The sequence below is a fragment of the Halanaerobium sp. ST460_2HS_T2 genome (assembly GCF_003337665.1).
Lineage (GTDB): Bacteria > Bacillota > Halanaerobiia > Halanaerobiales > Halanaerobiaceae > Halanaerobium > Halanaerobium kushneri.
This window is the reverse complement of the sequence record NZ_QPJF01000027.1, coordinates 1-14,933: the sequence shown is the minus strand read 5'-3', so window position 1 is coordinate 14,933 and position 14,933 is coordinate 1. Positions and strand designations below refer to the sequence as shown.

The following is a 14,933-nucleotide window of genomic DNA, read 5'->3' as shown; positions in this document are numbered from 1 at the left end:
GGAGGAAAAAATGAGCAGAAAAAAATTTGTAACTTATCTTTTAATAATTTTAACGCTGGTGATGATTGCTGATATTAGATATGTAAGATCTGACAATCATTTATTTCAGGGTTTTATTACTGAATCAATAGAAGATTTAATTAAAACGGAAGGGACTTTTTTCCAGAATAGCTTTGATAGTGATAGTATAAAGGCAGAAAAAGATGGCAGTCTGGTTCTTGATTACAACTTTTTGAATGAAAATAAAGAAGTTAGAACTTTTTATTTAAAAAACGATTTTGGTAGTATTGATTTAACGGGAACTCAAAATCAAGAAATAAATATTGATTATACACTCAAGGTTCATGCTGAAGATAAAGAAGCTGCAGAGGAGTTTATCAAAGATTTAGAAGTAATTTATAATCTTCGGGGAGATAAACTGGAGATAGCCCTTAATAAGAGTCAGACTTCTACTCCTGACTTGATTAATGTGGTAGAAATTGATTATAGAATTAGTATTCCAGAAAATTTAATGACAGATTTAAGAAATAAGTATGGGGCCCTAGATGTTTCAAGTTTAGATGCTGCATTAGAAGCCAGTAATCGTTATGGAAGTACAAATATTGATAATATTTCCGGTAGAGTGGAAGTTGATTTAGACTATGGTGAGGCCAGAATTACTAATCTTGCTTCAAGTTTAAATTTAGAATCAGCCTATACAGAAAATACAGTTAGAAATATAGAAGGAGAGTTTAAACTAGAAAGTGCTTATGGTTTTAATAGAATTCAGAATTTAGCTTCTGATCTAATAATAAATAGTCGTTATGGAGGAGCCGAAATAAGTGAAGCTAAAAATATCGACATTAACAGCCGTTATACTGGCTTTAGCTTTGAAAATATCAGTGGTAAAATAACTGCAGATATTGAATATGGAGATTTAAGATTAAAAAATATCTCTGATCTAGATTTTGAATTACAGTATGCTGACTGTACAATTGAAAGGCTTAAAGATTACGAATTATATAATTATGATCTCAAAGTTGAATATGGTAATATAGCAGCTGATCTGGGAGGAGTAAATTATGAAAATAAGAAGGAATTGGTTTACCGAGGAAGCAGAGCGGAACACAATATATCTATTAGTTCCGAATATGGAGATATATTAATTAAATAGCTTTTGTTCTTAGCAGGCAGTTTATGATATAATTAAATTGCCTGATAGGAGTTGATTGAAGTGCTAAATAAAAAAGTGAAATTAATTTATAACCCAGCAGCAGGAGATAGAACTTTTAATTCTTATTTAGATCAGTTTTTAAAGCTGTTTCAGGCTGCTGGATTTAGAGTAGATATTTATAGAAGTATGGAACCAGGAGATTTTAAAAAAGGTCTGGAAAATATTGATCAGAGTTATGAAGCTATAATTGTTGCAGGTGGAGATGGATCTGCCAGCGAAATGGTTGATTTAATGCAGAAAGAGCAGATTGATCTTCCGTTGGGAATTATTCCGGCAGGGACTGCCAATGACTTTGCTTCTTTTCTGGGAATGACCCAGAATATTGAAAACAGTATTAAAAGAATTCTGGACTGGAAAATTAAAGAAATTGATGTTGGTCGGGTTAATAAAAGATATTTTTTAAATGTTTGTGTGGGAGGTATTATTTCTCAGATTGCTCACGGCACAGAAACTGAAATGAAAAATAGACTGGGAAAAGTTGCCTATTATTTGCAGGGGTTAAAAGAGCTTCCTAATATCAAGTCAATGCAGCTTGAAATTGAAACTTCAAGGGAAAAAATTGAGGGAGAATTTCTGGGTTTTTTTATTTTTAACAGCAAAGATGCTGGGGGCTTTAAAAATATAGCCAAACTGGCTTCGATAGATGATGGTTTATTTGATCTCTTAGCAGTCAAAACTGGCAATATTTTAAAATTGAGTACAGCAGCAGCTGATTTATTTAATGGTAAAGAGATTAAAAATAAGAATTTAATTTATCTTCAGGATAATTATTTTAAAATTACACTAAAAAACAGCAGTAGAGATGAGCACTGTGATATTGATGGAGAGAAAGGTCCTGCTTTTCCCTTAGAAATTGAACTGATTCCAGCTGCTCAAAAAGTTTTCACAGCTTAAGCAATTATAATGCAGGAAAAGTGATTTAAATCGCTAATTATATATTAAGCTAATAAATTTGCCCTGCTGCCAGGTAAGAGCCTCTCTCGTTATATAGAGAGGTTTTTGCCATTTAAGCTAATTATGAGCAGCTAAAATATTTAAGTCAAAGGAGATTGAAGATGATAAAAAAGATTTTACTTTCTATATTATTAATAACTTTCTTTTTTTCAGCAGCAACTGCAGCAGCAGAAAAAGAAATCGAATTCTGGACAATTAATCTAAGCCCCAAATTTGATGACTATTTTGTAACCAAAATAAAAGAATTTGAAACCCAAAACCCGGGACTTAAAATTAAATGGGAGGACGTTAATTTTTCCACTATTAATCAGAAATTACGCCACCAACTGGCAGCAGGAGAAGTTCCTGATCTGGTTAATCTCTCACCACAGCTAATGGCTTCTCTGCTTGAGGATAATCTTTTGTTCCCGGTATCAAGTTTAAAGCAAGATTACAGCCAGTATTATTATCCCCGACTCTGGGAAAATGGTTATTATCAGGGAGCTTACTATGCTTTTCCCTGGTATCTTAGTTCAAAATTGATGGTATTTAATCAGGAAATTTTTAAAATTGCAGGTCTTAATCCTAACCAGTTAATTGAAGATCAAAATCAGTTATTTCAACTTGCAGAAACTATAACTAAGAAAACAGGGGTTTATGGTCTGATGCCCCAGATCAAAATTGAGCAGGAATTTATTGAGGCCGGAATTGAGTTGTTTAAGGAAGATAATGGACAGCTTAAGGCTGCTTTTAATAATCAAAAAGCAGAAAAAATAATTTTAAAATATCAACAGCTCAGAAAAAAAGGAGTAATTCCCGCTGATACACTAAGTTCGGGTTTTAATATTGCTCTCGAACGTTATAAGAATAATGAACTGGCAATTTTATTTACAGCACCTCAATTTTTAAAAGAAATAGCAAATGACTCTAAATACCTAAATGATGTAACAAAACCGGCAGTAATTCCCCCGGCTGGTGAGGGGGTAATCAATGCTGCTTTAATGAATCTGGTTATTCCTAAGGCTTCTGAAAATAAAATTGAAGCAGCTAAATTTGCTCAGTTTATTACTTCTCTCAAATCACAGTTAAAATTTTCGACCCAGGCTTCAGTATTACCATCTGCTGTTATTCCAGAAGAAGATCTGGAACTACTTCAGGAAAAAATAAGAGATAAAGCAGGGGATATATCTTTAGAAAATGAAGCTCAAATAATTTTACGAAAGCAGTTATTTAGGAATCAGGATTTAACCCTTATGCATCCTGATGCAGCTGAACTACTTAAAGTAATGAATGAACAATTTGCCCGGGCTTTTGCCGGTAAAATTTCTGCCAGAGAGGCTCTTAATATTATGGAAACTAAATGGAATCAGATTTTAACAGAGGAGAATTTAAATGATTAAAAAATTGAATTTTATTTTTTTGGTATTGATAATTATACTTGTTTATTCTCTTAATTCAGCAGCTTATTTTAAACCAGAAGTTTATCGCAGTTCTCTGTTGAAAATTCGAGCTGCAGAAAGATCTTTAAATAACCTGGATAAAAAAATGAATAGAGCTAAATCTGATTTCAAAATATTTTACCAATCTGAAATTGATGATGAGCTCAAAAAAATCGATGCGTATTATCAGCAGCTGCAGCAGGCATACAAAAATAATAATGATTTTGAAGTCGATAGAATATCTAAAATAATAATTAGATTTTCAAATCAGCTTCTTTTAAAAACTACGGAATCAAAGCCTGTGCAGCTGCGTGGATTCTGGTTGGATAGTGGTACTTTTGCTAAAACCGGCGGCCGATCAGGGGTTCAGAAACTTCTCAATCAGGCTCAGAAGGCTAATTTTAATGTCATTTTTCCGGAAACATTTTATAAGGGAATGTCTGTAATTGCTGATAATGAATTATTTTTTCAGGATCCGCGTTTTAAAAATTGGAAGGAAGATCCACTAAAAGTTTTAATCGAAGAAGCAGCAGCAAGAAATATGGAAGTTCATCCCTGGGTCTGGGTTTTTAATGAAAACACAGCTGGAAAACCAGGACGGATATTAGAAAATAATCCGGATTGGGCTAATAAAAATAAAGAAGGAGAGGTAGTAAGTTATCATAATTCTACCTGGCTTTCACCTGCAAGAGAAGATGTTAGAGAATTTTTGCAAAAGAGATATGCTTATCTGGTAAAAAATTATAATATTGATGGAATTAATCTGGATTATATTCGTTTTCCAGAGGAATATCGAGGTAGTTTTGGTTATGATCAAATTAGTGTTGAAAAATTTAAAGAAAAAACCGGACTTGATCCTTTTACAATTAAAAGTGGTAGTGCAGAATTTTCTATCTGGAATCAGTACAGAGAAGATTTAATTACTCAAATGGTAAAAGAAACCACTAAACAATTAAGATTAATTGATCCAAATTTAAAGATTTCTGCTGATGTAATTCCGGGAAGAGAAGAAGCACGTTATCGAGCTTTACAGAACTGGTCTCTCTGGCTTAAAAATGATTACTTAGATTTTGTTTTACCAATGACCTATACAGAAAATTTATTTTCTGAGCTCAGAAGTTGGATTAAAGAAGATCGCAGTCAGATTAAAAAGCCATTATATGCCGGTGTTTCAGTTTTTAAGTTGAGCTCAGAACAGTTAATTGCTCAAATAGAGGAGATTAATCAGATCAATCCTAACGGTGTTTCTTTATTTGCAGCAGCTCATTTAACAGAAGGAGATTATCAGAGACTGGCTCAGGGAGTTTTTTCTGTTCCAGCATTATTACCCGATAAAAATAAAAGAGAATCTTTGGCTAAAATGCAGGATTTTATCTTGAAAAGGTTAAATATTATAAAAGAAGCAGAAGCAATTGAAACCGATGATTTAATAAAGATAAGGACTTTTCTCAATCAAATTTGCAGTAAAGCTACAAAAGCAGACTTTAATTTTTTAGATTATGTCGAAAAAAATAATCTTAATCTTTCTGAAAAAGTAACAGGAGTGCTGGAAAAGGATTTTAACTATTTAAAAGATATTATAAACTTATATTAAAATCTCAAATTTTTAGGCAGGGGTGATAAAATTGAAAAGTTCTTTTACTGTTGGCCATCTGTTTGGAATACCTGTTAAAATTCACATTAGTTTATTAATAATCCTCCCCTTTTTTGCCTGGGCTTTTGGCAGTAACATAATTTATCTGACTGAAAACACCGATATTGCCAGAAGACAGTTAATTTTAAATCCTTATTTACTAGGTTTTATAATGGCTGTAATGCTTTTTATCAGTATTTTAATTCATGAGCTGGCTCATTCGCTTGTAGCCAGAACTAAAGATGTGGAAACTACTGATATTACTTTAATGCTTTTTGGTGGGCTGGCTAATATTGAGGAGATATCTAAGGATCCAAAAGATGAAATGAAAATTGCAGCCAGTGGACCACTTACCAGTCTGCTGCTTGGTCTAATTTTTATTTTTTCAGGCAGCTATGCTCCAGATTTTATTTTAGAAGATTTAAGGTTAATAGTTTTATATACCGGTCAGTTAAATATATTTTTGGGGATTTTTAATCTGTTACCTGCTTTTCCATCTGATGGTGGAAGAATTCTGCGGGCATTTATTGCTCAAAGAACATCATTTAGAAGAGCAACTGAGATTGCTTCTAAATTTGGCAAAGGATTTGCCCTGATGTTTGGTATTTTAGGTTTTATGAGTGGTAACTTTCTCCTAATATTTATTGCCTTTTTTATTTATATTGGTGCTTCTCAGGAACACCAGTTTAGCAATATTAAAAGTGCTCTTTCTGATCTTAAAGTTAAAGACTTAATGACTGAAGAAGTTAAGACTGTACCGGCAAATATGAGTGTGCATCGTTTAATTGAAAAAATGTTTAATGATAAGCATTCGGGATTTCCTGTTTTGAGAGATGACCAGGTTGTTGGTATTGTTACTATGGAAGATGCTCAAAAAATTCCACAGGATGAATATCATAATACCCCGGTGCAGACTATAATGAATAAGGAATTGCACTGTGTAAGTGAGAATGATGAACTTTATGAAGCTTTCAAACTGCTTTTCCAAAAAGATATTGGCCGACTTCTGGTAATGGACGGAGAAGAACTGAGAGGTATTATTACTCGTTCGGATGTGATGACAGGTCTCAGAGTAAGACAGCTAGAAAATATCGAAAAAAAGGAGTAATTTGATGATTTATTTTAAAAATTATCTAATAACATTTATTATTTTTCTTGTCATTGATTTTATCTGGCTGGGTGCAGTGGCCAGGAATCTTTATCGTAATCAACTTGGATTTTTAATGAAGGAAAACTTTAATATGGTTGCTGCTCTGATTTTTTATCTGCTCTTTACAGCTGGTCTGGTTTTCTTTGTCCTCAACAGAGCACTTGCTATTTCCAGCTGGCAGTATGCTTTATTTGCCGGTATGTTTTTTGGTTTAATAACTTATTCAACTTACGATTTGACTAATTTAGCAACAATTAAAGACTGGCCCTTAATGATAACAATTATAGATTTAATCTGGGGCAGTTTCTTAGGAGGTTTTACTTCTTATTTAAGCTATCTAGTTATTAATTATTTTAAATAATTTTTTTAAATTCATATTTCCTTCATAATTTACTCCTATAATTAAGTCAGAAGTTAAGAAAATCATCTAATAACTATTAAGGAGTGAATGAAATATGAAAAAAATATTTACAGTTTTACTGGTGCTGGTCTTTGTAATGACAGGTTTTACAGGTGCAATTTTTGCCCATGGTGCTCAGTCAAAAATGGGTCCTGGAGGTCAATCTTTTTATAATAGAGATAGAGACGATGTTGGAGTAGGTTATAATAGAATTGACTTAAGTGATGAACAGATTAATCAAATTGCTGATTTAAGAAATGAATTTTATAATGATACTGAAGAATTAAGAGATCAATTAAGAGACTTAAATCGTCAACTTAGGGATCTAGAATTTAGAGGTGCTTCTAATGCTGAGATTGGTAAAACAGAAGATCAGATTGAAAAAGTGTTGACTCAGCTGGATGAAAAAAGAATTAATAATCAGGAAAAAATAGAATCTGTTTTAACAGAAGAACAGCTTAACTTGATTGAAGAAAATCGTTTAAATTATGAAGAGCGTTTCCAGAATCGTTTTAATAATGATTTTGGCCCTGGATTTCGAATGAATTATGGCAGAAATGGCTATTCAGATTTTGATGATTTTCATTATGGTATGATGGGTGGTATGATGGGAGGAGCTTTTATGGGCGGCAGGTATGACAGTTTTGGTACTCCCGGAGCTTATAATGGAAGAGAATTTGGTTATGGAGCTGGCTGGTGTCATTAAGTTAAAAAAATCAAATAATTAATTAAAGAACAAAAAAGGCCGGGGTTATAATCCCGGCCTTTAAATTAGATATTAAATATTTTAAATTAACATTTAGAACATTTAATTTAAAAGATCACTTAAATCAATCTTAATATCGAACTGTATATCAACTCCACTGTCATCATTTTTCTGATCTTCATTATAATCATCATTAAAGTCATCATCTTCTAAATCATGGTATTTTTCTTTTAATTCTTCGTAAACATTATCTCGAGTTGCTCTTTGTCCTCTGCCTTCTTTCTGGATAACTCTGCCAGTATTTAAATTTTTGTAATAATAACTATATTTATTATTAGCATGATGAACTTCAAGCATTTCTATCATATTACGATCTCGATAATAATACTCATATTTTTTATTTTTAATTTCTATTTTTTCTTCGACTCCGGTCCGATTATTATTATATTTATAATCATAATTGTTACCACGTACTTTTAATACTTCTGTTCCCCCATTGAACTTATATTTTTTATCATATTTTTTACTATTAAAAGGAGGGAAATGTCTTTCACGGTATGGATGTCTAAAACGGATAAGATCATCATCAAAAATTATTGCTGGCATACCAAAATAACGGTGAAATTCATTAATTCTTTCTCTATTTCGAATCATTCGGTCCAGCTCATCCCGATCAAGTATTTTACCAGAGTTGCTGTAGTAATAGAGTATCAAGCTGATATCTTTACTATTCAGTCCAAGTCTTGCCATGTATTCAATATCTTCACTATCAACATCTTTAAAAACTCTAATCAATAACTGTTTATCAAAATCATCCAGTCCAGCTGCAGCAGCAGAAATTGAATTAAAAAGAAGTAATATAAATAAAATAAAAATAGTAGCTTTTTTAAACATATTATCTCTCCTCCTGAAATTAATCTTTAAAAGAAGCCTTTATCTATATTATATTCTCAATTAATCTCTTTTACAATGATGAAAGTGTGATATTTGAAAAAGCATTGAATATGTAATAAAATATAATCAGTATTATTATTATTTATATATTTGAAAGAGGAGTGAAAAAATGATCTGGAGAGATGAGTATAAAATTGGAGTAGAACTGGTAGATAAGCAGCATAAGGAACTCTTTAGTCGCCTGGGAGATTTTATTCAGACTGTCAGAAGTGATAAAGAGAAGGCTGAAAAAAAAGAAGAAGTGGAAAAAACTTTGAATTTTATGGGCGAATATGTTGTGACACATTTTGATGCCGAAGAAGCGTTACAGAAAAGGTACAATTATCCTGATTACGAAAAACACCATCAAATTCATGAGGATTTTAAAGCCGAAGTTGCAGATTTTCAGCATCAGTACAGTAAAAATGATTATGATGAAGATTTTCTACTGGAATTTAGTGGTAGGCTCTTAACCTGGTTGATTAATCATGTTGCCTCAACTGATCAGGATATTGGAGAACATATAAATTCTGCTAAAGAGAATGAGGAGGAAAGTAAGTAATGGATGCAAAATACTTAAATCCAATAATTGCAGCAACTGATTCAGTTTTTCAAACTATGCTTTCATTAGAACCTAAAAAGAAAGAAGTTTCAATTCAGGAAGACTTAGTGACTGATAAAGAAGCAAATGTAATTATTGGTATGACAGGAGATATCAAAGGATCTATTGTATATAGTTTTTCCAGTGAGATGGCTTTAAAAGTTGTGGAAGCCATGTCAGGGATGGAGATGCAGAAGCTTGATAAATTTGTAACTTCAGCTATGGGAGAACTGGGGAATATTATTAGCGGTAAAGCTACAACTGGTTTAACAGCACAGGGGTTGAGTTGTGACATTGCACCACCACAGATTGTAACAGGTAAGAATATCAATATCAGTTCTGAAGCAGATAAGGTATTGATGGTTAAATTTAATACTGAACTGGGAGAATTTGATGTTGGATTTTCGATTAATTAGTTTTTAAAGGCTCCTGTGGGGGCTTTTAAACACTTATCGATGGAGGCAGAAATTATGGAAGAAGTTTATGAATATAATAAATATAGATTTTTAGAAAAACTTTATACTCCGATTGGAATTTTTATGGCAGGTATTTTACTGCAGTTTTTTTATCCTGGCATTGGGCTTTATCAGCGAATTTTAATATATCTTATTTATTTATCAGGTGTTTTATTATTTGCATTTGAGGCATTACCTATAATAAAGAGCACCTATCAGGTCTGGAATAAAAAAATTGTTTTAACTAATAGGACTATTGTAGTTAAGGGTGATGATCATTTAAAAACTAAAATTGTAAATAGAAAAGATATTGAGCGGATAATTTTTAGATCTTTACGGGGAGAGGATATAGAAATTCCTCATTTTCAAAAACTGGAAGACATTGATGATAAATTATACGAACTTGCTGGGCGTAAATTGATCATTGAATATAAAGCAGAAACTGCAGATAATGAATTGGTAGTTTACTTAGAATTATTACCAGAGGACTTTTTAGAAGAATTTATCAAATGGTACCAGGCCGATATAGCACTAAAATAAATTATGCCTGAAGATCTTCTATGTTATAGAAAAATGAAAGAATTTCTGCAATAACAGTGTACAGCTCTTCGGGGATTTCATCTCCTATATTGAGTTCAGCCAGAACCTGAACAACATCTTTATCTTCTTTGATAGGGATGTTTTCCTGTCTGGCTTTTTTTATTATTTTTTCAGCAATGCTCCCCTTCCCACTTGCAATAATTCGGGGAGCTTGATCAGTATTCTGATCATATTTAAGTGCTACGGTTTTTTTAGTTTCAGATTTATTTTTATTTACTGTCATCTAAATTACCTCATTTCAGAAAATATAAGATTATTAATTAAAGTATAAATTAGTGAGATTTTGATATTTAAATTTTAATATCTATATGTCTGTAATTGCCATTATCATCAAACTCATTCAATTCATTTAGAATTAAATTATTAAAAAAATCATCTCTTTCTGATTTCAAATTAGAAAAGTTTTTGATGCGAAAACTGTTAATAGTAAAACCTTCATTTTTTAGATTTGACTGCAAACTGTTAAAGTTTGCTTCAATTAGATCTGCCGTTTGAGCACTTTCTGTAAAAATAGTTGTATTAATGTTTTTTTGATCCACATTTATTTTAGTTTGAATAGGACCAATATTTTCGAATTCTAAAATAAAAGATATATTATATCCTTTTTTGGCTTTTTTATTTTCAGATTCACCATTTCGATCTTCTTCAATTTTTAAAAGTAGAGAAGAAAGTTTGTTATTTGGAAGTTGGACTGGAATTTCAAGTGCCAGCATTAGAGGTGTATTTTGGCTCTGCTGTTGTAAATTGATAAGTTTCTGTCCTAAAATATTATCTGCAATTTTTTCTTCGTTTTCCCCTCCAGTTCTATTGAAAAGAGAAAGAATCTGATCCGAAATTTTACTATGAGCAGACAGAGATTCAGCAATATTCTGGGCTGGATTGTCTAAATTTACTGCTGATTCATTTCTATTTAACAGAGGAGAATTCTGCTGATTTAAATTAGTAAAAATCTGGTTTTTATTAGTTAAACTTTCAGTGAATTGACTTATATTCTGCTCAAATTTAGCTGCAGTTTCTTTAATCAGATTTTCAGATAAAGGCAGCTTATTATTTTCTAAAAAAGCAAAAGCTTTTACTAAAGATAGTTTTTCCGAGCTGGATTCGACATTATTATGTGTCAAAAAATTATTTAAAATTTTAAGCGTATTTCGGTCAAAATCTTGGTTGAGTCTGTTAAGATTATTTAAAATGATATTCTTAAATTCCTGGTCCAGCTGACTAAAGTTATTTAAAATTTGAGGATTAAGATTGTTATTCGTCTGGTCTGTAAAGTTATTAACTGTAGTTTCCGAATTCTGGTTTATAAAATTAAGATTTGTTTTAGGACCAGTTTCCTGGTTTACTGTATTTTGATTCTGCTGATCTAAATTATTAATATTATTGAGAGAGTTTTTAAGCTCAGTTATATTTAATTGGGAAAGCAGATTATTAAGCTGATTTGAAGAAAGTTGATTGTCTGAATTTATAAACTGTTCAAGTATAGATCCTAAATTTCCATTATTACTAAAAACAGAACGCAGTGCATTAACAAACTTCTCTGAAAATGGGAGGTTATTACTTTCCAGAAAAGCAAAAGCTTTAATCACAGCCATTTTATCTTCTGCATTTGTAGCCGGATTATCTCCTAAATATTGAATTAAATTTGCCACAGTTTTTTCAGTCAAGGGCATTTCCATTTTAGCCCAGCTATCCAGAAGCATTTTTTGACTATCATCTTCTAGAGAAGCAAGAAGACGAAAAATTTCCGGCAGTAGTTCAGCATTTTCACTTTTGCCCTGGCTTTCATCGGTAGTAATATTATCAGTATTTAAAGCCTGTCTAAGTATTCCTATATCAAGTTTTCTAATCGGTGCCAGACCATTTAAGTCCATAAACTTCACTCCCGGTATTTAATAATCAATTGTTTTATTCTTTTGCTTATTCTTTATTTCTATAAAATTGATTGAAATCCTTTAAAATCTCATATATTATTATAGCAGAGACAACAATTATTTTTAGTAATTGTTATTGGAAAGAAAATTATAACTTAACTGTTATTTATAGATTATTAAAATTTGGATAAGGAGGTTAATTTATGTCTGAGAAATGTGGAAACTGTGGTTGTGGTTCTCAAAGCCCAAATAACTGCGGTGGCAGTCAGTTAACAGAGGAAGAATTAGCTGAAATTTTAAAAGAAAAATCAGAACACAGCAGGAAATACAGTGTTGAATATAGAATTAAACTGCAGGAAATGGAATGTAAGGCTGAGGTGTTAATTGAACGGATTAAAGCTTATACAGGAGTTGTTGATGCGGTAGAATTTACAGAAGAGGAATTAATAATATCCTATGATGACCGTCTAATAACACCGGCTGAAATTTCAGATTTAGTTCACTAAAAGAAAAGAGGAGATTTAGATGAAAAGTCACGAGATTGATTATGAGATTATTGGTGATGATATGCAGGTTGTGGAAGTTGAGCTGGATCCGGAAGAAACAGTTATTGCTGAGGCTGGAGCAATGAACTGGATGGATAATGGCATTTCTTTTGAAGCAAAAATGGGAGATGGAACTGAGGTTAATAATTCTATTCTTGGTAAAATATTTGGAGCAGGTAAGCGAGTAATTACTGGAGAATCAATATTTATGACTCATTTTACCAATAAAGATTACGGGAAGAAAAAAATTGCTTTTGCAGCTCCCTATCCTGGTAAAATTATTGATCTTGATCTGGCAGCATTACCTCAAAACCAGTTTACCTGTCAAAAAGATGCTTTTTTATGTGCTGCTCTGGGAACTAAGGTAGATATCACATTTAACAAGCGCTTCGGTACTGGTTTGTTTGGAGGCGAAGGTTTTATTCTGCAAAAATTAAGTGGAGATGGCAAGGTCTTTGTTCATGCAGGTGGTACAGTAGTCAAAAAAGAATTAAGGAATGAAAAAATTAAAGTTGATACCGGCTGCCTGGTTGGGTTTACAGCTGGTATTGATTATAATATTGAAAGAGCAGGAGAATTGAAGTCTATGCTCTTTGGAGGCGAAGGTTTATTTCTGGCTACTCTTCAGGGTACAGGTACAGTTTATTTGCAGAGTCTGCCTTTTTCCAGACTTGCTGATAGAATTATCAAAAGTGCTCCCCGCCTTTCCGGGAAACAAAAGGGAGAGGGCTCTGTACTGGGACAAATTGGGAATATGCTTGATGGTGACAATTTTTAATTAAGTTGTAGTCCTTTTAACTTGCAAAGCCTTCCTTAATATTAGATAATATATATTAATACCTATAAAATTAATAATATAAGATAAATAAGGGAGGTAATATTATGTTGACTCTAAGAGAAATAAAGGCTAATCCTGATTTTCAGCATATGATTAAAGAAGCCAATCATTATCTTTCAGAAAAAGGTTATACAGAGCATGGTTTTAGGCATGTTAATTATGTCTCTGAAACTACAAGTAGAATTCTTAAAGAACTAGGTTTTGATAAAAAAACAGTAGAACTGGGAGCAATTACAGGCTATCTGCATGATATTGGAAATATGTTCAATCGTAAACATCATGGTATTTCTGGTGCCAATATAGTTTATACAGAATTAAGAAGAATAGGAGTTCCACTTGAAGATATAACTAAGATTACAACAGCTATAGCTAATCATGATGTAGAAATTGGTAAGGCTGTAAGTCCAATTACTGCTGCTTTAATTCTGGCTGATAAAAGTGATGCCCACAGAACAAGAGTTAATAAGAAAGATTCTACTTTTATTCATGACCGAGTTAATCTTGCAATTCGGGACTCTAAAATTTCTGTAGATCCAGAAGAAGAAACAATTACCTTAAGTATCGATTATGATTCCTCGATTAGTCAGGTAATGGATTATTTCGAAATTTATCTCTATAGAATGGAAATGTGTAAAGAAGCAGCTAAATATTTGGGCTGTAGATTCCGACTTTTAATTAATGAGCTCGAGTTATTGGGGCATGTTAATTATCAGGAGAAGTAGTATAAAAATAATCTAGTATAATTTTAATTAAGGAAGGTATTTATGTTTTATAAATTATTAATGATATTTATTCTTGTTCCACTTATTGAACTCTATTTTTTACTGGAAGTTAGTAAATTTATTGGTGTTTTTACAACTGTAATGATAATTATCTTTACAGGTGCAGCCGGAATCAGCATTGCAAAAAGGCAGGGTTACCAGGTTGTTAGTAATATTCGTTCAAATCTTAATCAGGGTAAGATGCCTACAGATGACTTAATCAGTGCTTTACTGATTTTAATTGGTGGTGTAACCCTATTAACTCCGGGTTTTTTAACCGACATTACAGGCTTTTTATTGATTTTGCCCGGTTCTAGGGATTTGATTGCGGCCCTGGTGAAAAAATATTTTCTTAAATATGTTAAAGAAAATAAGGTTGAAGTTCATTATGGAAGTCGATTTAATCAGAAAAAAAATAATCAGCAGACTAGTGATAAATATGCTGATTATCAGGATGATTTTATTGATGTAGAGGCTGAGAAAGTGGAAGAAGATGAAGATTTAAAATAAATAGAAAAGAGGAGCCCGATTTTTAAAGATCGGACTCCTCTTTTTTGAATTAATATTCAAATTATGCATTTTGATAGAGCAGACGATGTCTTAGATTGAAAATATGAGCAAAAGAATAATTTTCTTCTAGTTGCATTTCATAAATCAGCTTATTGGTCATGAGAACAGAAACTCTAAAAGCCGAAGCTATATCATCTTTAAAACTATATTCTCTCTCTAAAAATTCTTTGTGTTCTTTTTCAATAAAAGTCACTAGCATTGCATAAAAATATTTAAGCATTGTCAAATTTAAGTTATTGAGAAACTATACTATCTACAGAATATTCAGTCACACCCTTATCCTTT

Annotated in this window: 18 protein-coding genes; 14 read left to right on the top strand and 4 right to left on the bottom strand. The window is 32.0% G+C overall.

Annotated features, from left to right (window positions below):
- Window positions 1-10: 10 nt before the first annotated feature.
- The 7 genes from DFR80_RS12385 (at window position 11) to DFR80_RS12355 (ending at window position 7,474) form a co-directional block, all read left to right on the top strand.
- A complete protein-coding gene (locus DFR80_RS12385) occupies window positions 11-1,153 on the top strand; it encodes a DUF4097 family beta strand repeat-containing protein (RefSeq protein ID WP_114490129.1) in 1,143 nt (380 codons plus the stop codon).
- A gap of 60 nt (window positions 1,154-1,213) precedes the next feature.
- A complete protein-coding gene (locus DFR80_RS12380; RefSeq protein WP_076545354.1) occupies window positions 1,214-2,107 on the top strand; it encodes a YegS/Rv2252/BmrU family lipid kinase in 894 nt (297 codons plus the stop codon).
- A 161-nt stretch (window positions 2,108-2,268) separates the two neighbouring features.
- A complete protein-coding gene (locus DFR80_RS12375; protein ID WP_076545353.1) occupies window positions 2,269-3,546 on the top strand; it encodes an ABC transporter substrate-binding protein in 1,278 nt (425 codons plus the stop codon).
- Window positions 3,539-5,179 carry a glycoside hydrolase family 10 protein gene (locus DFR80_RS12370; protein WP_076545352.1) on the top strand — a complete coding sequence of 547 codons (1,641 nt, stop codon included), beginning with the start codon at window positions 3,539-3,541 and terminating at the stop codon, window positions 5,177-5,179. Before DFR80_RS12375 ends, DFR80_RS12370 begins: the two co-directional genes overlap by 8 nt.
- A gap of 22 nt (window positions 5,180-5,201) precedes the next feature.
- Window positions 5,202-6,326, top strand: a complete 1,125-nt coding sequence (locus DFR80_RS12365) for a CBS domain-containing protein (RefSeq protein ID WP_233493861.1) — start codon at window positions 5,202-5,204, stop codon at window positions 6,324-6,326.
- A 4-nt stretch (window positions 6,327-6,330) separates the two neighbouring features.
- A complete protein-coding gene (locus DFR80_RS12360; RefSeq protein ID WP_076545350.1) occupies window positions 6,331-6,729 on the top strand; it encodes a DUF2177 family protein in 399 nt (132 codons plus the stop codon).
- A gap of 94 nt (window positions 6,730-6,823) precedes the next feature.
- Entirely contained in the window at window positions 6,824-7,474 is a 651-nt protein-coding gene (locus DFR80_RS12355; RefSeq protein WP_076545349.1) for a Spy/CpxP family protein refolding chaperone, read from the top strand.
- A 102-nt stretch (window positions 7,475-7,576) separates the two neighbouring features.
- Here the strand turns inward: DFR80_RS12355 and DFR80_RS12350 are convergent, their stop codons facing one another.
- Window positions 7,577-8,368, bottom strand: a complete 792-nt coding sequence (locus tag DFR80_RS12350) for a hypothetical protein (protein WP_076545348.1) — start codon at window positions 8,366-8,368, stop codon at window positions 7,577-7,579.
- A gap of 169 nt (window positions 8,369-8,537) precedes the next feature.
- On the opposite strand from DFR80_RS12350, the gene DFR80_RS12345 reads away from it, so the two are divergent.
- From DFR80_RS12345 to DFR80_RS12335, 3 genes are read left to right on the top strand one after another with little or no spacing between them, the layout of a single operon-like run.
- Window positions 8,538-8,969 carry a bacteriohemerythrin gene (locus tag DFR80_RS12345; RefSeq protein WP_076545347.1) on the top strand — a complete coding sequence of 144 codons (432 nt, stop codon included), beginning with the start codon at window positions 8,538-8,540 and terminating at the stop codon, window positions 8,967-8,969.
- Window positions 8,969-9,424, top strand: coding sequence for a chemotaxis protein CheX (locus DFR80_RS12340; RefSeq protein WP_076545346.1), 456 nt, complete (start codon window positions 8,969-8,971; stop codon window positions 9,422-9,424). Before DFR80_RS12345 ends, DFR80_RS12340 begins: the two co-directional genes overlap by 1 nt.
- Window positions 9,425-9,478: 54 nt before the next feature.
- Window positions 9,479-10,003, top strand: a complete 525-nt coding sequence (locus DFR80_RS12335) for a hypothetical protein (protein ID WP_076545345.1) — start codon at window positions 9,479-9,481, stop codon at window positions 10,001-10,003.
- 1 nt (window position 10,004) lies between these two features.
- Here the strand turns inward: DFR80_RS12335 and DFR80_RS12330 are convergent, their stop codons facing one another.
- Window positions 10,005-10,286 carry an EscU/YscU/HrcU family type III secretion system export apparatus switch protein gene (locus DFR80_RS12330; RefSeq protein ID WP_076545344.1) on the bottom strand — a complete coding sequence of 94 codons (282 nt, stop codon included), beginning with the start codon at window positions 10,284-10,286 and terminating at the stop codon, window positions 10,005-10,007.
- Window positions 10,287-10,353: 67 nt separating this feature from the next.
- Window positions 10,354-11,934: a flagellar hook-length control protein FliK gene (locus tag DFR80_RS12325; protein WP_114490128.1), complete on the bottom strand. Its 1,581-nt coding sequence runs from the start codon at window positions 11,932-11,934 to the stop codon at window positions 10,354-10,356.
- 203 nt (window positions 11,935-12,137) lie between these two features.
- Here DFR80_RS12325 and DFR80_RS12320 point away from each other — a divergent pair, with 203 nt between their 5' ends.
- The 4 genes from DFR80_RS12320 to DFR80_RS12305 all read left to right on the top strand — a co-directional run bounded on the left by DFR80_RS12320 (window position 12,138) and on the right by DFR80_RS12305 (window position 14,588).
- Window positions 12,138-12,440: a hypothetical protein gene (locus DFR80_RS12320; protein WP_076545342.1), complete on the top strand. Its 303-nt coding sequence runs from the start codon at window positions 12,138-12,140 to the stop codon at window positions 12,438-12,440.
- A gap of 19 nt (window positions 12,441-12,459) precedes the next feature.
- Window positions 12,460-13,257, top strand: coding sequence for a TIGR00266 family protein (locus tag DFR80_RS12315; RefSeq protein ID WP_076545341.1), 798 nt, complete (start codon window positions 12,460-12,462; stop codon window positions 13,255-13,257).
- Window positions 13,258-13,361: 104 nt separating this feature from the next.
- Window positions 13,362-14,039, top strand: a complete 678-nt coding sequence (locus DFR80_RS12310) for an HDIG domain-containing metalloprotein (RefSeq protein WP_084566163.1) — start codon at window positions 13,362-13,364, stop codon at window positions 14,037-14,039.
- 42 nt (window positions 14,040-14,081) lie between these two features.
- A complete protein-coding gene (locus DFR80_RS12305; protein WP_114490127.1) occupies window positions 14,082-14,588 on the top strand; it encodes an FxsA family protein in 507 nt (168 codons plus the stop codon).
- Between the two features lie 61 nt (window positions 14,589-14,649).
- Here DFR80_RS12305 and DFR80_RS12300 read toward each other — a convergent pair whose 3' ends face one another.
- On the bottom strand, window positions 14,650-14,868 hold the full coding sequence (locus DFR80_RS12300) for a hypothetical protein (RefSeq protein ID WP_233493856.1): 219 nt from the start codon (window positions 14,866-14,868) through the stop codon (window positions 14,650-14,652).
- Window positions 14,869-14,933 lie beyond the last annotated feature (65 nt).